The 22,823-nt window shown below is 62.2% G+C and carries 19 protein-coding genes and 1 pseudogene; 16 read left to right on the top strand and 4 right to left on the bottom strand.

Going from position 1 to position 22,823, the window contains the following annotated elements; genetic code table 11:
• Nucleotides 1-192: 192 nt before the first annotated feature.
• The 3 genes from rpsB to DQ230_RS01850 all read left to right on the top strand — a co-directional run bounded on the left by rpsB (nt 193) and on the right by DQ230_RS01850 (nt 2,979).
• Nucleotides 193-1,080 (top strand): 30S ribosomal protein S2, encoded by an 888-nt coding sequence (rpsB, locus tag DQ230_RS01860; protein ID WP_113910803.1) that lies wholly within the window; start codon nt 193-195, stop codon nt 1,078-1,080.
• Nucleotides 1,081-1,151: 71 nt separating this feature from the next.
• The gene (gene tsf, locus DQ230_RS01855; RefSeq protein ID WP_113910802.1) at nt 1,152-2,024 is read left to right on the top strand and encodes a translation elongation factor Ts; all 873 of its coding nucleotides are present in this window, start codon (nt 1,152-1,154) and stop codon (nt 2,022-2,024) included.
• Between the two features lie 88 nt (nt 2,025-2,112).
• The gene (locus DQ230_RS01850; RefSeq protein WP_162497339.1) at nt 2,113-2,979 is read left to right on the top strand and encodes a polysaccharide pyruvyl transferase family protein; all 867 of its coding nucleotides are present in this window, start codon (nt 2,113-2,115) and stop codon (nt 2,977-2,979) included.
• A 62-nt stretch (nt 2,980-3,041) separates the two neighbouring features.
• Here the strand turns inward: DQ230_RS01850 and aroQ are convergent, their stop codons facing one another.
• Entirely contained in the window at nt 3,042-3,485 is a 444-nt protein-coding gene (gene aroQ / locus DQ230_RS01845) for a type II 3-dehydroquinate dehydratase (RefSeq protein WP_113910800.1), read from the bottom strand.
• Nucleotides 3,486-3,545: 60 nt separating this feature from the next.
• Entirely contained in the window at nt 3,546-4,202 is a 657-nt protein-coding gene (locus DQ230_RS01840; protein WP_113910920.1) for a GntR family transcriptional regulator, read from the bottom strand.
• 144 nt (nt 4,203-4,346) lie between these two features.
• On the opposite strand from DQ230_RS01840, the pseudogene dctP reads away from it, so the two are divergent.
• The 8 genes and pseudogenes from dctP to DQ230_RS01800 all read left to right on the top strand — a co-directional run bounded on the left by dctP (nt 4,347) and on the right by DQ230_RS01800 (nt 13,030).
• Nucleotides 4,347-5,332, top strand: a pseudogene (gene dctP / locus DQ230_RS01835) (TRAP transporter substrate-binding protein DctP).
• A gap of 102 nt (nt 5,333-5,434) precedes the next feature.
• On the top strand, nt 5,435-5,983 hold the full coding sequence (locus DQ230_RS01830) for a TRAP transporter small permease subunit (RefSeq protein WP_113910799.1): 549 nt from the start codon (nt 5,435-5,437) through the stop codon (nt 5,981-5,983).
• Complete coding sequence (locus tag DQ230_RS01825; protein WP_113910798.1) at nt 5,983-7,299, top strand: TRAP transporter large permease; 1,317 nt, start codon at nt 5,983-5,985, stop codon at nt 7,297-7,299. Before DQ230_RS01830 ends, DQ230_RS01825 begins: the two co-directional genes overlap by 1 nt.
• Entirely contained in the window at nt 7,296-8,540 is a 1,245-nt protein-coding gene (locus tag DQ230_RS01820; protein ID WP_113910797.1) for a malonyl-CoA decarboxylase, read from the top strand. The genes DQ230_RS01825 and DQ230_RS01820 overlap by 4 nt, the downstream gene beginning before the upstream one ends.
• Before the next feature lie 15 nt (nt 8,541-8,555).
• Nucleotides 8,556-10,073, top strand: a complete 1,518-nt coding sequence (locus tag DQ230_RS01815) for a malonate--CoA ligase (protein WP_113910919.1) — start codon at nt 8,556-8,558, stop codon at nt 10,071-10,073.
• Between the two features lie 115 nt (nt 10,074-10,188).
• Nucleotides 10,189-11,169 (top strand): TRAP transporter substrate-binding protein, encoded by a 981-nt coding sequence (locus tag DQ230_RS01810; RefSeq protein WP_113910796.1) that lies wholly within the window; start codon nt 10,189-10,191, stop codon nt 11,167-11,169.
• Between the two features lie 65 nt (nt 11,170-11,234).
• Nucleotides 11,235-11,771 carry a TRAP transporter small permease gene (locus DQ230_RS01805; RefSeq protein ID WP_113910795.1) on the top strand — a complete coding sequence of 179 codons (537 nt, stop codon included), beginning with the start codon at nt 11,235-11,237 and terminating at the stop codon, nt 11,769-11,771.
• The gene (locus DQ230_RS01800; RefSeq protein ID WP_113910794.1) at nt 11,768-13,030 is read left to right on the top strand and encodes a TRAP transporter large permease; all 1,263 of its coding nucleotides are present in this window, start codon (nt 11,768-11,770) and stop codon (nt 13,028-13,030) included. The genes DQ230_RS01805 and DQ230_RS01800 overlap by 4 nt, the downstream gene beginning before the upstream one ends.
• A gap of 153 nt (nt 13,031-13,183) precedes the next feature.
• Here DQ230_RS01800 and DQ230_RS01795 read toward each other — a convergent pair whose 3' ends face one another.
• Nucleotides 13,184-13,753, bottom strand: coding sequence for an EF-hand domain-containing protein (locus DQ230_RS01795; RefSeq protein WP_162497338.1), 570 nt, complete (start codon nt 13,751-13,753; stop codon nt 13,184-13,186).
• Nucleotides 13,754-13,995: 242 nt separating this feature from the next.
• Between DQ230_RS01795 and DQ230_RS01790 the strand changes: the two genes are divergently transcribed.
• The 5 genes from DQ230_RS01790 (at nt 13,996) to DQ230_RS01770 (ending at nt 21,706) form a co-directional block, all read left to right on the top strand.
• Nucleotides 13,996-14,715, top strand: coding sequence for a response regulator (locus DQ230_RS01790; RefSeq protein ID WP_113910792.1), 720 nt, complete (start codon nt 13,996-13,998; stop codon nt 14,713-14,715).
• The gene (locus DQ230_RS01785; protein WP_162497337.1) at nt 14,715-16,079 is read left to right on the top strand and encodes an ATP-binding protein; all 1,365 of its coding nucleotides are present in this window, start codon (nt 14,715-14,717) and stop codon (nt 16,077-16,079) included. Before DQ230_RS01790 ends, DQ230_RS01785 begins: the two co-directional genes overlap by 1 nt.
• A gap of 396 nt (nt 16,080-16,475) precedes the next feature.
• Nucleotides 16,476-19,226 (top strand): aminotransferase class I/II-fold pyridoxal phosphate-dependent enzyme, encoded by a 2,751-nt coding sequence (locus DQ230_RS01780; RefSeq protein ID WP_238987389.1) that lies wholly within the window; start codon nt 16,476-16,478, stop codon nt 19,224-19,226.
• 27 nt (nt 19,227-19,253) lie between these two features.
• Complete coding sequence (locus DQ230_RS01775) at nt 19,254-20,711, top strand: biotin carboxylase (protein WP_203227979.1); 1,458 nt, start codon at nt 19,254-19,256, stop codon at nt 20,709-20,711.
• A 5-nt stretch (nt 20,712-20,716) separates the two neighbouring features.
• Nucleotides 20,717-21,706 (top strand): C45 family autoproteolytic acyltransferase/hydrolase, encoded by a 990-nt coding sequence (locus DQ230_RS01770; protein ID WP_113910788.1) that lies wholly within the window; start codon nt 20,717-20,719, stop codon nt 21,704-21,706.
• Between the two features lie 27 nt (nt 21,707-21,733).
• Here the strand turns inward: DQ230_RS01770 and DQ230_RS01765 are convergent, their stop codons facing one another.
• Nucleotides 21,734-22,735 (bottom strand): GlxA family transcriptional regulator, encoded by a 1,002-nt coding sequence (locus tag DQ230_RS01765; protein WP_113910787.1) that lies wholly within the window; start codon nt 22,733-22,735, stop codon nt 21,734-21,736.
• Between the last annotated feature and the right edge of the window lie 88 nt (nt 22,736-22,823).

Raw genomic sequence — 22,823 nt, 5'->3', positions numbered from 1 at the left:
GGCGATGGTGGGGGCAGGCGGGGCGGTGCACAAGCCCCCCTTGCGCGCGCCCGCTGCGCAGTCTATAGCGCGAAGCACTAGAAATCCGCAGGCATGGGCGGGCTGGCCGGGACAGACATCCCCCGGCAGTCCACCGGTTGAGGCAACCCCTCTCACCCCGTGCCGAGGCGAAAACCGGAAAAGGAATACGACATGGCTCTTCCCGAGTTCAATCTGCGTCAGTTGCTGGAAGCTGGCGTTCACTTCGGCCACCAGACGCAGCGCTGGAATCCCCGCATGGGCGAATATATCTACGGCGCGCGCAACGGCATCCACATCATGGACCTGACGCAGACCGTTCCCATGCTGGACGCCGCGCTGAACGTCGTGCGCGAGACAGTGGCCAAGAACGGCCGCGTTCTGTTCGTCGGCACCAAGCGTCAGGCCGCAGCGCCGATTGCTGAAGCCGCCGAGAAATGCGCGCAGTATTACATGAACCACCGCTGGTTGGGCGGCACGCTGACCAACTGGCAGACCGTGTCGAAATCCATTCACCGCCTGAAAGAGATCGACGAGGCGCTGGAATCCGGTGCCGAAGGCCTGACCAAGAAAGAGCGTCTGGGCATGGAACGTGACCAGGGCAAGCTTCAGGCGTCCTTGGGCGGTATCCGCGAAATGGGCGGCATTCCCGACCTGCTGTTCGTCATCGACGTCAAGAAAGAGCAGCTGGCCATCGCCGAGGCAAACAAGCTGGGCATCCCGGTTGTCGCCGTGGTTGACACCAACTGCTCGCCTGACGGGATCGACTACATCATCCCCGGCAACGACGACGCGGCGCGCGCGATCCTGCTCTATTGCGATCTGGTCAGCCGTGCGGCGCTGGACGGCATGACGGCCCAGATGGGCGCGGCAGGTATCGACATCGGCGCCATGGAAGAAGCCCCCGTCGAGGAAGCACTGCCCGAATCGACCGGCGTTGAAACCGACAACATCAGCCACGAAGCCGTGCATGATGACAAGGCCACCAAAGATGCGCCGCTGGACATCAAGTCGAGCGAAGAGATCTCGGACATGGCCGCGAAGGCCGGTCAGAACAGCTGATCCCCGGATCGCATCAGGCATACGCCCGGCGGCACTGACCGCCGGGCCACACGTAATATTAGGAGAGCCAAATGGCGATCACAGCTGCAATGGTTAAGGAACTGCGCGACACGACAGGCGCAGGCATGATGGACGCGAAAAAGGCGTTGACCGAAACGGATGGCGACATGGAAGCGGCCAGCGACTGGCTGCGCACCAAAGGTCTGGCCAAAGCCGCCAAGAAATCCGGCCGCACCGCCGCCGAGGGCCTTGTGGCCGTCAAGGTCGAGGGTGGCCGCGGCGTTGCCGTGGAAATCAACTCGGAAACCGATTTCGTTGGCAAGAACGCTGAATTTCAGGCGATGGTTGCTGCGATCGCGGATGTCGCGATCAAGGCGGATGACGTTGACGCGCTGAAATCGGCAGACATGGGCGGCAAGACGGTCGAAGAGACCATAACCGCCAAGATCGCCACTGTTGGCGAAAACATGGGCCTGCGCCGCATGGCGTCGGTTTCGGGCGATACGGTTGTGTCCTACGTCCACAACGCCGCCGCCGACGGCATGGGCAAAATCGGCGTGCTGGTCGCGCTGAACGGTGATGAGGCGTTTGGCCGCCAGGTTGCCATGCACATCGCCGCCACAAACCCCGCCGCCCTGAACGAGGCCGAGCTGGACAGCGCAATCGTCGAAAAAGAAAAGCAGATCCAGATGGATATCGCCCGCGAAAGCGGCAAGCCCGAGCAGGTCATCGAGAAGATGATCGAGGGCCGCATGAAGAAATTCATGGCCGAATCCACCCTGATGGGTCAGGCATTCGTGATGAACCCGGACCAGACGGTCGAGGCCGCCGCCAAGGAAGCGGGCGCCGAGATTACCGGTTTCGTGCGCCTTGAAGTTGGCGAAGGCATCGAAGTGATCAAGGAAGATTTCGCCGCCGAGGTCGCCAAGACCGCCAAGGGTTAATTTGCCTCAGGCGTCGAAATAGCAAGGGCGGGCCGTAGGGTCCGCCTTTTTTGTCATCGGACTGATGGTTTGCGATAGGAAAGTCATGATGAGCACAACAGAGAAAGATGCGGCTCACCCCATTACCGGAAATGAAAATCCGTTTTCCGATTATGAGGTGGATACCGAAACGCTCCTTCTTGAAAATGGCAAGATTCCACTGATCCATTGGCCCAGAACTGCAAATTTCGGGGATGATTTGTCCCCTTGGCTCCTGCGTAAAATTACGGGGCTGGACACGTTCCAGAATACCGGCGAAAGAGCGTCCTATATCGCGATCGGGTCGATCATAAGCTTGGTCCGCGATAAGTCGATTGTCTGGGGAACAGGATCTTTTGGACCTGAACCCCCGCGTCATATCAATAAAAAGGCCGAATACCGCGCAGTTCGCGGACCGCTGACCAGAGCGCGCATTTTGGATCGCGGCGCGCGCTGTCCTCGAATTTATGGAGATCCGGCGCTTCTGACGCCATTTTTCTTTCGGCCCGAATTAGAGAAAAAATACGAGATTGGGCTTGTTTTACGGTGGTCTGACAGAAAATGGCTGTCCCAATCCGTTGCTGACGGGGTCAAGCTGATTGACTTGGGCACATCCGATGTCGAGGGCGTTCTTACCGATATCCTGAGTTGCAAGCGGATCATTACATCCTCGCTCCACGGTCTGGTTATCGCTGATGCTTATGGCATTCCAAATTCTTGGTTGTATTCAGACAGTCCAAAGGGGGGAGAGTTCAAGTTTTACGACTACTTTTTGTCGGTGGACAAGGTGCGGCACTCAACCGCAATAGATTTGCGCGAGATTGATCTGACGGTCGAAAACCTTGATGAAGTTTTCTCATATGATGACAGACCGATAGATTTCGACGCCAGAGCATTGGTAAATGCGTGCCCACTTCTTAAACCGAAAGAGAAATAGGGCTTACCGCCAATCCGTAAGTCAGACTTAACGCGCGGATAGTGGGCGCGCAGTCTGTGCCGTCAAGACCCTGCCGCCAGATGCCCCATCAGCGCGTCCATCGCCAGCGGATAGCCCGCCGCGCCGAAGCCGCAGATCACTCCCAGCGCGACGCGCGCGATGTAGCTGACATGGCGGAAATCCTCGCGGGCGTGGACGTTGGACAGGTGCAGCTCGATCACCGGCAATTCTACCGATGAAATCGCATCCATCAGCGCGATGGATGTGTGCGTATAGGCGCCGGCGTTCAGGATGATGCCGTCATGCACGCCCTTGGCCGCGTGAATCGCGTCGATCAGCGCGCCCTCGCTGTTGCTTTGCATGAATGCCACTTTGGCGCCGCGCGTGTCGCCATGGGCGCGGCACAGCGCCTCGACATCGGCCAGGGTGGTGCGCCCGTACACCTCGGGCTGGCGGGTGCCGAGCAGGTTCAGGTTCGGACCGTTCAGGATCAGGATCGAGGTCATGGCAATGGCTCCTTTGGCACTGTTCTAGACCGCGCGCGCGGAGCGTGTCGAGGCCCTGCATCACTCGGCGGCGGGCCGCAGGCTGGACATCAGGTGGTGGAATTTCTCGCCCTGCACGGCGACATGGGCGCGCAGCAGGTCCGCCGCGCCGGGCGCATCGCCGCGTTCCAGTGCCGCAACGATGCCCTCATGCTCGGCCATGGATTGCGCCAATCGGCCGCGCAGGCGCAGCTGCTGGCGGCGGAACGGGCGCAGGCGGCGGTGCAGGCGCAGCGCCTCGGCCAGCAGGAAACTGTTGCCCGATTGCGCATAGATGATCTGATGAAAGCGTTCGTTTTCAAGGTAATAGACGCCGGCATCCTGCGCCGTGACAGCGGCCATGCAGGCGATATTCGCCGCGCGCAGATCGTCCAGCGCCGCGTCCGAGATGCGCAGCGCGGCAAGCCGCCCGGCGGCGGCCTCCAGCTCGGCCATGACCTCGAACATCTCCATCAGCTCGACGGGGCCGGGCTGATGGACAAACACGCCGCGATTGGGGATCTGCGTCACCAGCCCGGACAGCGCCAGCTTTTGCAGCGCCTCGCGGATGGGGGTACGCGAGACGCCGAACCGGCCCGCCAGCGCATGTTCGTCCAGCCTGTCGCCGTCGGCAAAAGTGCCGTCAAAGATCAGCTCTTCTATCCCGTCGGCAATGACATCGGCGCGGCGTTTTTCCATGGTCGAGATATACGCGGCTGGATTGCGCATGCAAAGATCATTTTTTTGTATACAAAGTTATTGACTCGGAAATGCCCCCGCGCCACGCTGCACGCCACGCTCCGGGACAACCGGACCTGAAAAACATCCGTGGGAGGATATGACATGAAATCCATGCTGAAGGCGGCTGTGGCCGCGTCTGCGCTGATCGCAATGGGTGCTGCGGCGTCCGCGACCGAGCTGCGCCTGTCGCACCAGTGGTCGAACAATGATGTGCGCCACAAGGTGGCCCAGATCGTCGCGGACGAAGTCGCCGCCGCTGACGTGGATCTGGAGATCAAGATCTTCGGCTCCAAATCCCTGTTCAAACCGCGCGAGCAGTACAAGCCGCTCAGCCGGGGCCAACTGGACATGACGGTGTTTCCGCTGTCCTACGCGGGCGGCCAGCAGCCGGCCTTCAACCTGACGCTGATGCCCGGTCTGGTGAAGAACCACGATCACGCCGCGCGCCTGAACGACAGCGAATTCATGGAGGCGATCGAGGCCAAGATGGCCGAGGATGACGTGATGGTGCTGGTCCACGGCTATCTGGCCGGCGGGTTCGCGGGCAAGGACAAGTGCATCACCAAACCGGCCGACGTCGAAGGCTTGCAAACCCGCGCGGCGGGCAAGGCGTTCGAGCAGATGCTGGCAGGCGCCGGCGCCTCCATCGCGTCGATGTCCAGTGCGGATATCTATAACGCGATGCAGACAGGCGTTCTGAATGCTGCGAACACATCGTCATCGTCCTTCGTAAGCTACCGCATTTACGAGCAGGTTTCCTGCTATACCCCGCCGGTGACATCGCGCTTTGGTTCATGTACCAGCCCCTGCTGATGAACAAATCCAAATTCGAAAGCCTGACGCCCGAGCAGCAGCAGGCGCTGCGCGATGGCGCGGCCAAGGCCGAGGCGTTCTATCTGGAAGAGGCCAAGAAGGAAGACGCGGATTCGGTCCAGACCTTCCGCGATGCGGGCGTGGAGATTGCCACCATGACGCAAGAGGATTTCGACGCCTGGCGCGAGATTGCGATGCAGACCTCCTACAAGAACTTCGCAGATAATGTCGAAGGCGGTCAGGAGCTGCTGGACATGGCGCTGTCGGTCGAATGATTTGGCGGGGCAGGGGCGGCGCGTGCTGCCCCTGCCACATTGGCAAATCCGGCGCGCGCCTGCCTGAGTGGCGCGACTTTCCCATCTGAACAGGATCCTGACATGGCCGGACAAGTGACGCAGCGCGTTGCCAAAACGGGGAACAATCCCTTTCTCAAGGCGGTGGCCGCAATATCGACGGTGGCGGGCTGGATTTCGGCCGCAATGATCGTGCTGGCGGTGGGGATCACCTGCCAGATGATCTTTGTCCGGGCGGTTCTGAACCATTCGACCATCTGGCAAACCGAAATGGTGGTGTATCTGATGATCGCCGCCACGCTGATGGGGCTGCCTTATGTGCAGCGGCTGCGCGGGCATGTGAATGTCGATCTGATCCCCATTGCGCTGCCGCCGCGCGCGCGGTTCTTCATGGCCTGTTTCACGCTCAGCGTCAGCGCCGCGATGGTTGCGGTGATGCTGTGGTATGGCTTTGACTACTGGCATTTCGCGTGGGAGCGCGGCTGGCGGTCCGACACGATCTGGGGGGTGCGTTTGTGGATCCCTTACATGGCGCTGCCGATCGGGTTTGGTCTTCTTTTGCTGCAACTGATTGCTGACATTGTTGCGCTGATCCTGCGGATCGATACGCCTTTTGGACTGGAGAATACCTGATGGATCCGCTGGTTTTAGGGGGGCTGGTCGCGCTCTGCACCATCGCCGTGCTGTTTTCGGGCGTGTCGGTTGCGCTGGGGCTGCTGATCGTGTCGGGCGGTTTTCTGGTGGTGTTCGATGGAATGCGCAGCCTTGAATTGATGCCCGAGATCTTCTTTGGCAAGCTGGACAGCTTTGCACTGCTCAGCATTCCGATGTTCATCATCATGGGCGCCTCGATTGCGTCGACGCGCGCTGGCGCGGACCTTTACGAGGCGCTGGAGCGGTGGCTGACGCGCATTCCCGGCGGTCTGGTGATCTCGAACCTCGGCGCATGCGCGCTGTTTGCGGCCATGTCCGGGTCCAGCCCGGCGACCTGCGCCGCCATCGGCAAGATGGGCATCCCCGAGATGCGCAAGCGCGGCTATCCCGACGGCGTGGCGGCGGGCAGCATCGCGGCGGGCGGCACGCTGGGTATTTTGATCCCGCCGTCGGTCACGATGATCGTTTACGGCATCGCGACGGAAACGTCGATCGGGCGGCTGTTTCTGGCGGGCGTCATTCCCGGCCTGCTGCTGGTGGCGCTGTTCATGGCGTGGTCGATCTATGCCACGATCAGGTCCGGCAACGCGCAGGTTCTGGTCAAGACGACCTATAGCTGGAAGCAGAAATTCGAGATTCTGCCCCGCGTCATTCCCTTCCTGATCATCATCCTTGGCGTGCTTTATGCCATGTATGGCGGCATCGCGACCCCGTCCGAAACGGCGGCCGTCGGCGCGCTGCTATGCATCGTGATCGCCATGGTGATCTACAAACTCTGGAGCCCGGCGGGCCTGTGGATGATCCTGCGCGACAGCACCAAGGAATCGGTGATGATCCTGTTCATCATCGCGGCGGCGGGCGTGTTTTCCTATATGCTCAGCAGTCTGTTCATCACGCAAAGCATCGCGGAATGGATCGGCACGCTGGACGTCAACCGCTGGGTGCTGATGGGGGCGATCAACGTCTTCCTTCTGGTCGCCGGGTTTTTCCTGCCGCCTGTTGCGGTGATCCTGATGGCGGCGCCGATCCTGATGCCGATCATCACCATCGCCGGGTTCGATCCGATCTGGTTTGCCGTGGTGCTGACCATCAACATGGAAATCGGCCTGATCAGCCCGCCGGTGGGCCTGAACCTGTATGTCATCAACGGCATTGCGCCCGACATTTCGCTGAAGACGATCCTCTATGGCTCGCTGCCGTTTGTGGGTTGCATGGTGCTGGCGATCATCCTGCTCTGCCTGTTTCCGGGGCTGGCGACATGGCTGCCCGATTACGTGATGGGGACCGCCGTATGACCGTTCTGTCCGATCTGCTGGCCGCCGTGCTGGAGCGTGGCCTTGGCGCAGCGCGGCAGGGCGACTGGAGCCGCCAGCCGCTGGAGGAACTGGCTGATGCGCTGATCAGCACCCATGGCCAGACCTCCGGCCATTTATTGGCCGAGCAGATATTGGCCCGGTTCCGGGCGATGGATGACACGGCCAAGCTGGCGTTTTTTCATCACCTTGCGGAGCAGATGAACGTCGATCCCGCCGCCACGCGCCGCGCGCTGAACGAATACGAACAGACCCCGTCGCGCAGCACCTACCGCGCCTATCTGGCCGCAAGCGAGCCGCCGCGTCAGGAACTGATCCGCCGCCTCAATCAGGTCGAGGGCGCCACCGGCGCGCTGGTGGAAATGCGCGCCGATCTGCTGCGGCTGGGGCGCGGCGTGCCCGAGCTGGAGGCGCTGGATCTGGATTTTCGCCACCTGTTCAAGTCGTGGTTCAACCGTGGTTTTCTGGATTTGAAACGCATCACATGGCAAACCTCGGCCGATATTCTTGAGAAGATCATCGCGTATGAGGCGGTCCACGCCATCGACAGCTGGGACGATCTGCGCCGCCGCGTGCAGCCCGAGGACCGGCGTTGTTTCGCGTTTTTCCACCCCGCGATGCCGGACGAGCCGCTGATTTTCGTTGAAGTGGCGCTGACGCGCGGCATCCCCGGCGCCGTGCAGCCGCTGCTGGCCGAAGAGCGCGAGGCGCTACTGACCAAGTCCGCCGATACCGCCGTTTTCTACTCGATCTCGAACTGCCAGACCGGGCTGGCGGGCATTTCCTTTGGCAACTCGCTGATCAAACAGGTGGCCGGCGATCTGGCGTCGGAACTGCCCGGCATCGGCCGCTTTGTCACCCTGTCGCCGATCCCCGGTCTGATGGACTGGGTGCGCGAGGCAGAACTGACCGCGTGGCAGGGCGATCTGCCCGCGCTGGCGGCGCATTATCTGCTGAACGTCAAGGATCACAAAGGCGCGCCGCGCGATCCGGTGGCACGGTTCCATCTGGGCAATGGCGCGATCATCCATGCCTTGCATGCCGACGCCGATCTGTCGCCCAAGGGGCGCGCCGGGTCGGGCGGCGTGATGGTGAATTACCTCTACGATCTGCGCCGCACCGCCGAACGGCACGAGGCATTTGCAACAGACGGCACCATCGCCGCATCGCCCGCAGCGCGATCCCTGGCCGCAAGCGGCCAAAGCAGCCTGAAAGGAAGCTGAGACATGGCCAAAGACATGGCAAACCCCCTCTATGATACGCTGTTTGGCCGCCACGCGGGCAGCACGGCGCCGTTCCTGATCCTGCAAGATGGCGCCGAGGTCAGCTATGCCGGGTTTCTGGCGCAGGCCGCGCGCATCGCCAGGTATCTGGCCGAACTGGGGCTGAAACCCGGTGACAGGCTGGCCGCGCAGGTGGCAAAATCGCCCGAGGCGCTGGCGCTTTATGCCGCCTGCGTGCAGGCGGGCGTGGTGTTCCTGCCGCTGAATACCGCCTATACTGCCAGCGAAGTCACGTATTTCGTTGAAAATTCCGGCGCCGCGCTGGTGGTTTGCGATGCCGCCGCGCTGGACGCGCTGACGCCCGTGGCGGAAAAGCTGGACGCGCAGATTGCCACGCTGAACGCGGACGGCAGCGGCAGCCTGATGGACGGCGCGGCGGGGCAAAGCGATACGTTTCCCACCGCCGCACGCAGCGGCGATGATCTGGCCGCGCTGCTTTATACTTCGGGCACCACGGGCCGGTCCAAGGGCGCGATGCTGAGCCAGGATAACCTGCTGAGCAACGCCGAAGTGTTGGTGGACGAATGGCGCTTTACCGGCGCAGATGTGCTGCTGCATGCGCTGCCGATTTTTCACACGCATGGCCTGTTCGTGGCAACGAATGTCATCCTGGCGGTTGGCGGCGCAATGATTTTCCTGCCGAAATTCGATGTGGATACCGTGCTGGCGCATCTGCCACGCGCGACCAGCATGATGGGCGTGCCCACGTTCTACACCCGCCTTCTGGACGATGCGCGGTTTGACCGGGCGGCGGCGCAGCACATGCGCCTGTTCACGTCAGGCAGCGCGCCATTGCTGGCCGAAACGCATGACACGTTCCGCGAGCGGACCGGCCACGCGATCCTGGAGCGTTACGGCATGACCGAAACCAATATGAACACGTCAAACCCCTATGACGGCGACCGCCGCGCCGGCACTGTCGGATTTCCGCTGCCGGGGGTCGAGCTGAAGATCTGCGATCCCGCCACCGGTGCCGAGCTGCCGCAGGGCGAGGTGGGCCAGATCGAGGTGCGCGGGTCGAACGTGTTCATGGGCTACTGGCAGATGCCGGAAAAGACGGCGGAAGAGCTGCGCGAGGATGGGTTTTTCATCACCGGCGATCTGGGCCTGATCGACGACCGCGGCTATGTGCAGATCGTCGGGCGCGGCAAGGATCTGATCATCTCGGGCGGCTACAACATCTACCCCAAGGAGATCGAGCTGATCCTGGATGATCAGCCCGGCGTGCTGGAAAGCGCGGTGATCGGTGTGCCGCATCCAGACTTTGGCGAAACCGTGGTCGGCATTCTGGTGCCCGAAAAGGGCAGGACGCCCGATGAGGCGGCCATCATGGAGGCGGCTGCCGGTGCATTGGCGCGGTTCAAACATCCCCGCAAGCTGATCGTGCTGGACGAATTGCCGCGCAACACGATGGGCAAGGTTCAGAAAAACATCCTGCGCGAGCGGTTCGGCGATCTGTTCACCGGCGGCTGAATGCCGGGCAGGCGGCGCGAAAACCCGTTGTGACCCAGCCGCGCGCTGTTTATGAACGGCCCCAGACGCCCCGACAGAGCGGCGCGACATGACATATGGGAGACGACCCTTGAAAATGACCTGCCTGACCAAACTGCCCGCCGCTATCGCCGCCGCAACGATACTGCTGGCCAGCGCCGCCAGCGCCGCCGATTTCCGGCTGGGCCTGATCACCCCGCCGCAGCATATCTGGACCGGTGCCGCCGAAGGCTTTGCCGCTGATCTGGCCGAGGCGTCGGGCGGCGCGCACAGCGTCACGATCTTCCCCGCGCAACAGCTGGGCAACGAGGCCGAGATGATGCAGCAGCTGCAAACCGGCGCGCTGGACATGGCGTTTCTGACAGTTGCCGAAGTGTCGAACCGCGTGCCTGATTTCGGCGCCTTCTACGCACCGTTCCTGGCGCGCGATCTGGATCATGCGGGCCGTATCCTGCAATCGGATCTGGCCGCCCGGATGCTGGAGGATCTGCCGGGCAAGGCGGGCGTTGTCGGCATCGGCTACGGCATGGCCGGCCTGCGCCAGATCGCGGCCAAGGGCGAGGTCGCCAGCGCCGCCGATCTGCAAGGCAAAAAGCTGCGCATCACGCCGTTCAAGCCGATCCTTGATTTCTACAACCTGCTGGGCGCCGCGCCCACGCCCATGCCGCTGCCCGCGGTGTATGATGCGCTGGCCAACGGTCAGGTCAATGCCATCGACATGGACGCGGAGCCCATCTGGAAGCTGAAATATTACGAGCAGGCCGATACGGTCATCGTCTCGAACCACATGATGTTCCCGATGGTCGGCCTTGTATCCGCCAAGGTGTGGAAAGGCATGTCCGGGGAGGACCGCGCCATGGTCGCCGACCTGATGAAGGCGCGTCTGGACGAATGCATCGCCACCTACATCGTCAAGGATGCCGAGTGGCTGGAACAGGTGCGCGGCACCGGCACGGCGTTTCTTGAGGTCGGTCCCGATTTCTTTGGCGATGTTCCCGCCGAGTGGGACAAAATCTGGTCCGAGCAGTCGGCGGTCTTGGGCGAAATGCGCGACGTGGCGGCCAGCACGGCCGAATAAGAGGCGCGAATTGACTGTCTGGCCGCCGGAATGATCGGGCGGCCAGTTCACAGTGCGGGGGCAGGGTGCTGCATCGGATTTCATATCGCTGGGCGCAGCTGGAAATGGCCGCCGCCGCAACGCTGGCCGTGGCGATCACCCTGCTGGTGCTGCTGAACGTGGTGACGCGTGCCATGAGCGCCTCGATCTTCTGGGTGGATGAGGCGGCGATCATGGCGATGACGTGGATGAGCTTTCTCGCCGCGTCCGCCGCCGTGCATTTTGGCCATTCGGTCAGCGTCACGCTGCTGACCGACATGCTGCCGGAGGCGCTGGCGTGCGCGGCCCAGCGGGCGGTTGATATTGTGGTTGTGATCTTTGCGGTGCTGATGCTTTGGCTGTGCTGGCGCTGGTTCATGCCACTGGAGGTGCTGCGCGCGGGGTTCGACGCCATGGCGTTTCAGGGCGAGACGTTCAATTTCATCTATGCCGAGCCGACGCTGACGCTGGGTATCCGCAAATTCTGGCTGTGGCTGATCATGCCGCTTTTCGCGCTTGGCCTGACGCTGCACGGCGTGGCCAATTTGGCGCGCCCGGTCGGCCGGACGGCGGCGGGCGCATGACCGCGGCGCTGTTTCTGGTTCTGCTGTTCGGCGCGGTGCCGATTTCGATCGTGCTGGCCATGACCGCGCTCAGCTATATCTGGCAGTCGGATAATGCTGTCCTGTTCGACAGTTTCGCGCAGCAGATGTTTGCCGGAACGGAAAACTACGGATTGCTGGCGATCCCGCTGTTCATGCTGACGGGCGAGCTGATGAATGAGGGCGGCATGACCAAGCGGCTGGTCAATGCCGCGCGGGTTCTGGTGGGCGGGTTTCGCGGCGGTCTGGTCTGGATCAATCTGCTGGCAAATATGTTCATGGCGGCAATCATCGGCTCGGCCATCAGCCAGATCGCGGTGATGAGCCGCGCGATGGTGCCGGCGATGGAGCGCGAAGGCTATGACCGCAGCTTTGCCGCCGCCACGACGGCGGCGGGCGGTCTGCTGGCGCCGGTCATTCCGCCGTCGATGCTGTTTGTCATTTACGGCGTTCTGGCGCAGATCCCGATTGGCGACATGTTTCTGGCGGGCATCATTCCGGGGCTGATGATGGCGGGCAGCTTTTTCATCGTCGTCACGCTGATCGGCCTGTCGGTGCAGTTCCCCAAAGGCCAGTGGATGAGCGCCGCAGACGCCGCGCGCGCGATTCTGGCCGCATTGCCCGCCGCGCTGATCCCTGTGGCGATCATCGGCGGCATCGTTCTGGGCATCGCCACGCCAACCGAAAGCGCCGCTGTCGCATCGCTGATCGCGTTCCTGCTGGGCTGGCTGGTCTATGGCGAGCTGAAGCCCGCGCATCTGTACACGCTCTTCCGGCGCACGGCGCAGAATGCGTCGATGGTGATTTTCATGGTGGCTGCCGCAAATGTGTTCGGCTGGGTCGTGATCTACGAGGCGATCCCCCAGACGCTGGCCGCGCTGATCACGTCGCTGACGTCCGATCCGTTCGTTTTCCTGCTGATCGTAATGGGCGCGCTGCTGCTGGTGGGGATGCTGATTGACGGGATCGCGGCGCTGATCCTGGTCACGCCGATCCTGCTGCCGATTGCGACTGGCGATTATGGCATCAGCCCGTTTCAATTCGGCGTGGTCATCAGCATCAACCTGGCGCTGGGGCTGCTGACGCCGCCGGTCGGCGTCGGTCTGTATATCGCGGCCTCGATGAGCGACGTGAAGCCAACCGCGATCTTTGCCGCGCTATGGCCGTTTCTGCTGGCTGTTGTGCTGGTCCTGCTGGCCGTGTGCTATTTCCCGGCGCTGTCGCTGCTGCTGATCGACTGATCTGTCCGGCGGGTCAGGCCCGCAAAACACCTTTACTTACCATAATACTGATTATGCGTTAGATTGATCACATTCATCGTCGGCCCTATTCCGCACACGCCGGGACGAAATGCGCTGCGGGAGCTTGGCCAGCCCCCGCAGCGTGTTCAGCTATCAGTCGCTGCGATTGCCTTTGCGCTCGCCATCGCGGCCTTGTCCCTTGCCACCGTGCCCTTTGCCACCGTGGCCGCGCTTGTCGTCGCGGCTCAGCTTGCCATCGTCGTTGCGATCCATCCGCTCGACGATATTGCCAAAGCGTTTGTCCATCTCGGCCTGCGTCACCACGCCGTCGCCGTCCGCGTCAAGCTTCTGGAACATATCGACCATCCGCTCGCGCGTCAGTTCAAGATATATGGTCTGAAACTCATCGAGCGAGATGTCGCCATCGCCGGACGCATCGGCATTCGCCACCAGTCCGGCGCGGAATGTGTCGATTTCATCCTGCGTTACGGCACCGTCGCCATTCGCGTCGGCCTGGCGCATGATCTGGCCCATCATCCCGTGTCCGCCACGTTTGCCGTGACCCCGGCGATAATCGGCGCGCGTTGCCATGGCGCCCTGCGCGGTGTTCTCCATCTGCATGGGTGCTGTGTTCGGTGCTGTCTGCGCATTGGCAAATGTCAGCCCGGAGGCAAGCGCGACCACGGCAACCAGAGTGCCGGGGATGATTTTGGAATATGTCATGTCGTATCCTTTCGAGGGTGTGATGCGGCAGTCATTGCCTGCGTGATCCCTACTTAGGCGATGTTGCGCCGGAAGGTTTGTCAGCGCCACCATCCGTTTGTCGCCAGGTGTCACAAGTGCCAAGGCTGATACATATTGCGACAATTCAAATCGCAAATCACCACCCTGCCCGTTGATTTTTTTCATAAAATCAGTGCAATAAAGCACGGTACAGAGTTAAGGCACAGCCGGGAAGCCAAACCGTGACAGATCCTATCGCGCCCCAGATCCTGATCGTTGACGATGCCCGCGACATTCGCGAGCCGCTGGGCCAGTATCTGCGCAAGCAGGGGTTTCGCACCCGTCTGGCCGCCCATGCCGCCGAGGCGCGCGAGGTTCTGGCCGAGGCGACGATACATCTGGTGGTTCTGGATATCATGATGCCGGGCGAAGACGGGCTGAGCCTGTGCCGCTGGCTGGCGGCCACGGATGGGCCGCCGGTTTTGCTGCTGACGGCGATGGCCGATGAAACGGACCGCATCGTGGGGTTGGAGTTGGGCGCCGATGATTATCTGGTCAAGCCGTTCAACCCGCGCGAGTTGCTGGCACGGGTGCGGGCAATCCTGCGCCGCGCGCCGCCCGAAATCGCCGCGCCGCCCGCGGGCCTGCGCGGGTTTGCCGGCTGGGTGCATGATCCCGACACGCTGCGGCTGACGCGCGCGGGCGCGCCGGATGTGGAGCTGACCAGCGCTGAAAACCGCCTGTTGGGGATATTTCTGGACCAGCCGCGCACCGTGCTAAGCCGGGCGACCCTGCTGGATCTGACGGCCGGACGCGAGGCCAAAGCCTATGATCGCGCCATTGATAACCAGATCAGCCGCCTGCGCCGCAAGATCGAGTCAGACCCGAAAAACCCGCAAATCCTGGTGACGGAATGGGGCGGCGGATACAGGCTGGTCGCCGATGTGACGGAGGCCGGGTGATGGCCGCGTTCCGCCGCCTTGTGCCCGATACGCTGGCGGGGCGGTTCATCTTGTTGCTTGCGACCGCCATTTTGACCGCCAATCTGATCGGGCTGGCCGTCCTCAGCCTTCAGCAGCAGCGGTTTGACAGGCAGGCGATCGAGGACCGCTGGATCACACGCATTGCGGCGCTTGTCCCGGTGCTGGAAACGGTGGACGCACCCACGCGGCAGGTGATCGCGCGCGAGGCGTCGAACCGGCACGTGCGGGTGCGGGTTGAGCATGAACCGCTGCTGAATGAAAGTGCGGCGGACCGCCGGTCTGTCGCTATCAGCAACGGCCTGAGGGAGGCGCTGGAGCGCGGCGATGTCTTTGCCGCGCAGATCAGCCGCCTGCCCGCGTCAGCCATGCAGGCCCGCGATAACGGGACGCCCGGCCGCCCGATGATTGCCGTGACCGTCCCGCTTTCAGCCAAGGCGGGGCAGCCGCAATGGCTGAACGTCATCGCGCGCGGCGCGATGCGGCACCCCGGCGCCGCCGGCATCAAAAGCCGTCCGTTTCTGACCTTTCTTGGCCTGTCACTGCTTAGCGTGCTGGGCGTTGGCACTGTCTTCGCCAGCCAGCTGACCCGGCCGCTGCGGCAACTGTCGCAGGCGGCACAGGCTGCCGGGCGCGGCGACCGCAGCGCGCGGGTGCCGGAGGCCGGCGCGCGCGAGATGCGCGAGGCGGCGCGCGCCTTCAACGCCATGCAGGCCGAAATCTCGCAATTCGACGCCGAACGTATGCGCATGATTGCTGCCGTGGGCCATGATCTGCGCACACCGATGACCAGCCTGCGCATCCGCGCCGAGATGGTCGAAGATGACGATCAAAGGGCCGCAATGGTGCGCACCCTGGACGAAATGACGGTGATGGCGGATGGGCTGGTCACCTACGCCAAGGATGGCCGCGATGCCGAACCGATGGAGCCGCTTGATCTGGAGGGCCTGCTAAGCCGGATTTGTGCGGATCGCGGCGCGGCCTATCACGGCGCGCCCGGTTTGCGGATACTGGGCCGACGTGTCGGGCTGGGCCGCGCCATTGGCAACCTGATCGACAATGCCCTGCGATACGGCGGCGCCGCGACAGTCACGCTGACGCAGGCGCAGCAGCATGCCGTCGTGACCATCGACGACACCGGCCCCGGCATCCCCGAAGACCGGCTGGAGGCGATGTTCCACCCCTTCACGCGCGGCGACGACAGCCGCAGCATTGCGACCGGCGGCGCGGGTCTGGGGCTGGCGATCACGCGCACCATTGTTTTAGCGCATGGCGGCGCGATCACGCTGGAAAACCGCGCGGAGGGCGGATTGCGCGCGACCGTCCGGCTGCCGATTCTCAAGTGATCGGTCAGCACGCGCCGCGCCACTCCACTCCACTGTAAACAGCGCCCGACATACACTGTTGTTTTTTCAATTCCATCTGGCGTAGGGTTATCGAACCGCTGTGTGAACCATCAAGGAACCGGCAGATATGACGCCCTTCGCCCTGCCCCTGTGCAACCGCGTGACCGGGCCTGCGTGCAGTTTGGCCGCGGCGTCCGTGCAGCCGGGCGGGCTGCGATCAGCGGAACAATTACCCGACGCACCAGTTGAAACCCTACCGGCTGCTTATCGGGGTGCGGGAGTGATCCAAGGCCGGCGACGACATAGATAACAATGAATGCGGATGATCAGGATGCCCCAATCCCCCCGCGCCCCGTCCTGATCTGCCGCCATCAACGGGGAAAATGAATGCAGTCCATGACAGACTACTACTCGGCCGTGCAGCTGCGCGCTGACCGCTGGAGCGCGCTGCGCGAGTCTACTGCCGCGCTGGTCCGCTCCGAAGGCGGTCGCATGGCAAAATCCATGATCAAGAAAACCGACGAATTGCTGACGTCCCTCGCCCCGATCGAGGCATACTGGGCCTTTCCCGGAACCGCCGCCTTTGACGGGCTGCGGCGCACGTTCGATGCGGGCCATTACGATGATCTGGCCTTTACCGTGCAGCGCATCAGCCGCGCGCTGACCAGCGGCGCCTACAGACGCCGCCAAATTCCGCTGGACCGCGACGGCGCCGATTCTGACGATCACGAAGATGAGGCAATGCAATCGCTGGAGGCGCGCGCGCATACCAAGCCATATTTCGAAGTGATGATCGTCGACAACATGAACGAGCATCAGGAACGCTGGCTGAAGTCGAATTTCAGCCGCATGCGCCGCCCCGAGGATCCCTTTCATTACGAAACGGTGGTTGTGCCCAGCCTTCAGGACGCATTGATGGGGGTGCTGTTCAACCACAACATCCAGGCCATCGTCGTGCGCCCCGGCCTGATCCTGGAGTCGAAACTGGATCTGCCGATCCTGTCCCGCTACCTGAAAAGCGCCGGCGGTATGGAGGCGCTTCAGGATCTGGACCCCAGCAATTATGGCCCCGAACTGTGCCGCATGATCGCCCGCGTGCGCCCGGAACTGGACGCCTACCTGATCACCGACCGCTCGGTCGAGGATATCGCCGGGTTGGATCTGGGGATCTGCCGCCGCGTGTTCTACAATCAGGAGGATTTTCTGGAACTGCATCTGAACCTGATCCGCGGCGTGCAGTCCCGTTATAAAACGCCGTTTTTCACGGCGCTGGTGGAATATTCCAAACAGCCCACCGGCGTGTTCCACGCCATGCCGATCAGCCGCGGCAAATCCATCTCACGCTCGCACTGGATCCAGGACATGGGCGCGTTTTATGGCTCGAACATCTTTCTGGCCGAAACCTCGGCCACGTCCGGCGGGCTGGACAGCCTGCTGGAGCCGATTGGCCCTATAAAAGAGGCGCAGCGCCTTGCCAGCCGGGCGTTTGGCTCAAAACAGACCTATTTTGCCACCAACGGCACCTCGACCTGCAACAAGATCGTCGTGCAGGGCCTGATCCGGCCCAGCGATATCGTGCTGATCGACCGCGATTGCCACAAATCGCACCATTACGGCATGGTCCTGTCGGGGGCGCAGGTCTGTTACTTAGACAGCTACCCGCTGAACGAATACTCGATGTACGGCGCCGTGCCGCTGCGCGAGATGAAGAAGCAGCTGCTGGAGCTGAAGGCCGCCGGCAAGCTGGACCGCGTGCGCATGTTGCTGCTGACCAACTGCACCTTTGACGGCATTGTCTACAACGTCGAGCGGGTGATGGAGGAATGCCTGGCCATCAAGCCGGATCTGGTGTTCCTGTGGGACGAGGCGTGGTTCGCCTTTGCCCGGTTCAACCCCACCTACCGGCAGCGCACGGCGATGAACGCCGCCAACGTGCTGCGCGAACGGCTGCGCAGCGACGATCACGCCGCCGCCTATGCCGCCCAGCAGACTGAGCTGAAAGACGCGGATACCGAAACGCTTCTGAACACACGGCTGATCCCGCCGCCAACCGCGCGGGTGCGCGTCTATGCCACCCAATCGACGCACAAGACGCTGACATCGCTGCGCCAAGGGTCGATGATCCACGTCAACGATCAGGATTTCAAAGGCGAGGTCGAGGCGTCCTTTCGCGAAGCCTACATGACCCATACCTCCACCTCGCCCAACTACCAGATCATCGCCTCGCTGGATGTGGGACGGCGCCAGGTCGAACTGGAAGGCTTCGAATTTGTCCAGCGGCAGGTCGAGGCCGCGATGTCGATGCGCCGCGCGATTGCCACGCACCCCTTGCTGAAAAAATACTTCAAGGTGCTGGCCACCGGCGACATGATCCCCGAAGAGCACCGCGAAAGCGGGGTCAGCAGCTATTACGACGCCGAACAGGGCTGGACCGATATCTGGGATTGCTGGGAAAGCGACGAATTCGTGCTGGATGCCACCCGCGTGACGCTGGCCGTGGGCGGCACCGGCTGGGACGGCGACACGTTCAAGACCGATATCCTGATGGATAAATACGGCATCCAGATCAACAAGACATCGCGCAACACCGTGCTGTTCATGACCAATATCGGCACCACGCGATCCTCGGTCGCCTACCTGATCGAAGTGCTGGTCGAAATCGCGCGCGAGCTGGACGAATTGCAGGATGACGCGTCGATGATGGAGCGGCGCGGATTTCAAAAACGCGTGTCGAACCTGATGGACGACCTGCCCCCCCTGCCCGATTTCAGCCGGTTTCACGATGCGTTCCGCTCGGGGTCCGAGACGCCGGAGGGGGACATCCGCTCGGCATTTTTCCTCAGCTATGACGAGAAAAATTGCGACTATCTGGAACTGGACGGCTCGATCCATGACGCCATGGCCAGCGGCGCCGAAGTGGTGTCATCGCAGTTCATCATCCCCTACCCGCCCGGATTTCCCATTCTGGTGCCGGGCCAGGTGGTCAGCGCCGAAATCCTGTCGTTCATGCGGGCGCTCGATGTCAGCGAAATCCACGGCTATCGCGGCGATCTGGGCCTGCGGGTGTTCACGCAGGATGCGCTGGAACGCGCGGGCGAGGCAAATCAGGCCCGGCTGAAACTGAACGTCGCCCGCGCCAAGCTGTAATCAGAAATTTAACGAAAGAGATCTATCATGGCATCCGAGCTCAAGAATATCTCAGAAATCCGCCGTCATTTTCACCGCAACGAGGACCCGATTTACTTCATTTCCGCCACCAATTTCAACCTGCTCGGGCTGGACGAGTGGTGCAAGAACTTCAAATATATCAGCTACATAGATTGCTATGGCGGCCGCCACCCCAACACGTTCGTGCCCAGTGAACAGCCCCACGCCGAATTTCAGTCCATCGAGGATATCAACAACTATCTGCTACAACACAAAGAGGTCATTGACCTGATCAAACGGCGCGGCGGGAAGCCGAAATTCGTCTTCTTGATGTTTGACGAGGAAACCGAACGCCTGTCCAAGGAACTGGGCGCCGAAATATGGTTTCCCAAGGCCAAGCTGCGCCAGCAGATGGACAACAAGATCGAGACGGTCCGCATCGGCAACAAGGCGGGCGTGCCATCAGTGCCGAACACGCTGAGCGTGGTCGAAAGCTATGACCATCTGAAGGATATCTGCGATACTGCCGGGCTGGGCCATGATCTGGTGCTGCAATCGGCCTATGGCGATAGCGGACACACGACATTTTTCATCAAATCCAAGGCCGATTTTCGCCGCCACGAGCATGAAATCGTGGGTCAGGGCGAGATCAAGATCATGAAGCGGATCGACTGCCGCGGCAGCGCGATCGAGGCCTGCGCAACCAAGGAAGGCACCATCGTCGGCCCGCTGATGACCGAACTTGTCGGCTTCAAGGAACTGACCCCCTATCGCGGCGGATGGTGCGGGAATGAGATTTTCAGCACCGCCTTCCCCCCGAAAACACGCCAGAAGGCGCGCGAGCTGACCTTCAAATTCGGTGAGCAGCTGCGCAAGGAGGGCTATCGCGGCTATTTCGAGCTGGACTTCCTGATCGACAAGAAAACCGGCGATATCTGGCTGGGCGAGCTGAATCCGCGCATCACCGGCGCCAGTTCGATGACAAACCACGCCGCCTTTGCCCATGCGGATGCGCCATTGTTCCTGTTTCACCTGCTGGAATTCTCCAAAAAGCGATTCACGCTGGACATTGCCGAGTTGAATGACCGCTGGGCCGATCCCAAGATGATCGACAGCTGGTCGCAGATGGTGATCAAACATACCGACGATACCGTTGATATCGCAACAGAAGTCCCCGAAACCGGCATCTACCGCATGAACGAGGACGGCAGTGTCGATTTCAACCGGTTTGATTATCACCGCCGCGCCGTCGAGTCCGAGAATGAGGCGTTTTTTCTGCGCATCCTGCAACCGGGCGATTACCGCTATGAGGGCGCCGATATTGGAATTCTGGTCACGCGCGGACGCTCCATGACCAACGGGTTCAAGCTGACCGAGCGTAGCAGGCGCTGGATTCACGGATTGAAGGCCGGCGTTCGGGGCCGCGCCATGCCCACCGCCGAAGCAGGGCCGGCGCTGGCCGATCCGGCCTTCAAGATCCTGTAGCGCCTGTGCAGCTTCATTGGCGCGCGATATCCGAGGATGCGCCCGGCCCGAAATGGGCCGGGCTGTTTCACCAATACTGGCCCGATTACCATCGCTGGTGGGCGCGCGAGGGCGCGTCGGCGCGCCCAGGATATCTGGACAGCCGCAAGGCGCTGCGCGCGCATATGCCTGAGCTTGTGCCAATTTATGACCAGTTGGTTGAACTGTCCGGCGGCACCGACCACGCTGCCCGCTTCCTCAGTTTTTACTGCCCGCCGCCGTATCTGTCAGGATGCAGTCAAGCAATCTGGCCCGGCGCAGAGCCGATGCTGGTGCGCAATTACGACTATTCCGCCAAGGCATTTGACAGCCTGATCCTGCGCACAAACTGGCAGGGGCGCGCCGTGATGGGCACATCGGACGGGCTGTGGGGGCTGGTCGATGGCATCAACGATGCGGGGCTGGCGCTGTCGCTGACCTTTGGCGGCCGCCGCGTTGTCGGCGAGGGGTTTGGCGTGCCGCTGATCCTGCGCTATGTGCTGCAAACCTGTGAAACCACCGCCGAGGCGGGGCGCGTTCTGGCCCGCGTGCCGACGCATATGAGCTATAACGTGACCGTCATCGACGCCAAGCGCAAGTTCTTGACCGCATTGATGGCGCCCGACCGCAGGACGCAGATCACCCATCAGGCGGTTGCTACCAATCATCAGGACCGGGTTGAGTGGTCCAGCCATGCCCGCTTTACCGCCACGGTCGAGCGCGAAAGGTATCTGTTGCAACGCCTGACCTTGCACGTCGAATCGCAGGATAAATTCGTGCGCGCCTTCCTGCGCCCGCCGCTGTATTCACCGCGCTTTGATGAAGGGTTCGGCACGCTCTACACGGCCGTTTACCGGCCCCGCGCCCGCCAGATGGAGCTGCGCTGGCCGCAGGCTGCCTGGCCGCTGGACCTGCACGATTTTCGCGAGGATACCCGCATTATCTACACCCCCGAGGGGCGTGCGGCGGCAGAGTAGGCAGGATGAGGAATGCGCGGCAAACCCCTACCAACGCTTGCGAAATTTACCCGGCGCCGTATCGAATTTAGCGCGGAACGCCCGCGCGAAGGCGGACGTGCCGCCAAAACCGGTAGCGGCGGCGATTTCCGCGATCGGAAGGTCCGTCTCGGACAGTAGCGAATAGGCGCGCGCCAGCCGCATGTCGGTATAGTAGCGGCGCGGGCTGAGGGCCGTGTGCTGGGTAAAACTGCGCTCAAGCTGGCGTTTGGATATGCCAACCTCGCTGGCGATTTCCTCGACGCTCAGAGGCTCCTCCAGGTTAAGCTGCATCAGGCGCATCGCGGCAATCAGGTGCCGGTTGCGGCTGCCGATCACGGCGGACCGGGCCGTTTTCTGCGGCGCATGGGTTGAATGGCTGCGCCCGTGCAGGCACATATCCGACACGACCAGCGCAAAATCATGCCCGTAATCCTCTTCGATCACGCTCAGCATCAGGTCGGTGGAGGCAGACCCGCCCGCCGCCGTCATCAGATCGCCGTCCACCTCATAAAGGTTGGGTGTTGGAACAAGGTCCGGAAACGCCTCCACAAAGGCGGGCTGGTTTTCCCAGTGCAGCGTAAACGTGCGCCCGCGCAGCAAACCGGCCCGCGCCAGTGTAAAGGCACCGGTACAGATTGCGCCGACCGGCGTGCCATGCGCCGCCTGCCGCGCCGCCCATTGCGTGACCACCGGATCAATGGTATCGGCTGGCTCCACCCCCGAGCAGATGAAGGCCCGCGCGCCCCGTGCGGGCGGTCCAAGCGGCGCATCCGCCTCAAGCGATAGGTTGTTCGAGCAGCGGACGGGCGCGCCACCGGGCGTCATCGTGCGCCAGCGGTACAACTCCTGCTGGGATATCTGGTTGGCCACGCGCAACGGCTCGATCGCCGCCGACAGGGCCAGCATCGTCAATTTGGGAAGCAGAACGAAATCGAACACGCACGGCGCCGCAACGCGCGCGATCTTGAAACTTGCCGCCCCTTTGGGAATGTAATTTGACTGTGTCATAGCGCCCCTGCCCCGGCGCACAATAGGCCGAAATCCTGCGAGGGCCAAGCCATGTCGAACCCCAGCGCGCCATGTCCGAGATGCCCCG

Origin of the sequence: Roseovarius dicentrarchi (genome assembly GCF_003316635.1) — a bacterium.
GTDB classification, from domain to species: domain Bacteria; phylum Pseudomonadota; class Alphaproteobacteria; order Rhodobacterales; family Rhodobacteraceae; genus Roseovarius; species Roseovarius dicentrarchi.
The sequence above is the reverse complement of the archived record's forward strand: the minus strand, read 5'-3'. Positions and strand labels throughout refer to the sequence as shown.

Coding starts and splice junctions, on each gene's coding strand:
- rpsB (WP_113910803.1), top strand. CDS start 193: ATGGCTCTTCCCGAGTTCAATCTGCGTCAGTTGCTGGAAGCTGGCGTT.
- tsf (WP_113910802.1), top strand. CDS start 1,152: ATGGCGATCACAGCTGCAATGGTTAAGGAACTGCGCGACACGACAGGC.
- DQ230_RS01850 (WP_162497339.1), top strand. CDS start 2,113: ATGAGCACAACAGAGAAAGATGCGGCTCACCCCATTACCGGAAATGAA.
- aroQ (WP_113910800.1), bottom strand. CDS start 3,485: ATGACCTCGATCCTGATCCTGAACGGTCCGAACCTGAACCTGCTCGGC.
- DQ230_RS01840 (WP_113910920.1), bottom strand. CDS start 4,202: ATGGAAAAACGCCGCGCCGATGTCATTGCCGACGGGATAGAAGAGCTG.
- DQ230_RS01830 (WP_113910799.1), top strand. CDS start 5,435: ATGGCCGGACAAGTGACGCAGCGCGTTGCCAAAACGGGGAACAATCCC.
- DQ230_RS01825 (WP_113910798.1), top strand. CDS start 5,983: ATGGATCCGCTGGTTTTAGGGGGGCTGGTCGCGCTCTGCACCATCGCC.
- DQ230_RS01820 (WP_113910797.1), top strand. CDS start 7,296: ATGACCGTTCTGTCCGATCTGCTGGCCGCCGTGCTGGAGCGTGGCCTT.
- DQ230_RS01815 (WP_113910919.1), top strand. CDS start 8,556: ATGGCAAACCCCCTCTATGATACGCTGTTTGGCCGCCACGCGGGCAGC.
- DQ230_RS01810 (WP_113910796.1), top strand. CDS start 10,189: ATGACCTGCCTGACCAAACTGCCCGCCGCTATCGCCGCCGCAACGATA.
- DQ230_RS01800 (WP_113910794.1), top strand. CDS start 11,768: ATGACCGCGGCGCTGTTTCTGGTTCTGCTGTTCGGCGCGGTGCCGATT.
- DQ230_RS01795 (WP_162497338.1), bottom strand. CDS start 13,753: ATGACATATTCCAAAATCATCCCCGGCACTCTGGTTGCCGTGGTCGCG.
- DQ230_RS01785 (WP_162497337.1), top strand. CDS start 14,715: ATGGCCGCGTTCCGCCGCCTTGTGCCCGATACGCTGGCGGGGCGGTTC.
- DQ230_RS01780 (WP_238987389.1), top strand. CDS start 16,476: ATGACAGACTACTACTCGGCCGTGCAGCTGCGCGCTGACCGCTGGAGC.
- DQ230_RS01775 (WP_203227979.1), top strand. CDS start 19,254: ATGGCATCCGAGCTCAAGAATATCTCAGAAATCCGCCGTCATTTTCAC.
- DQ230_RS01765 (WP_113910787.1), bottom strand. CDS start 22,735: ATGACACAGTCAAATTACATTCCCAAAGGGGCGGCAAGTTTCAAGATC.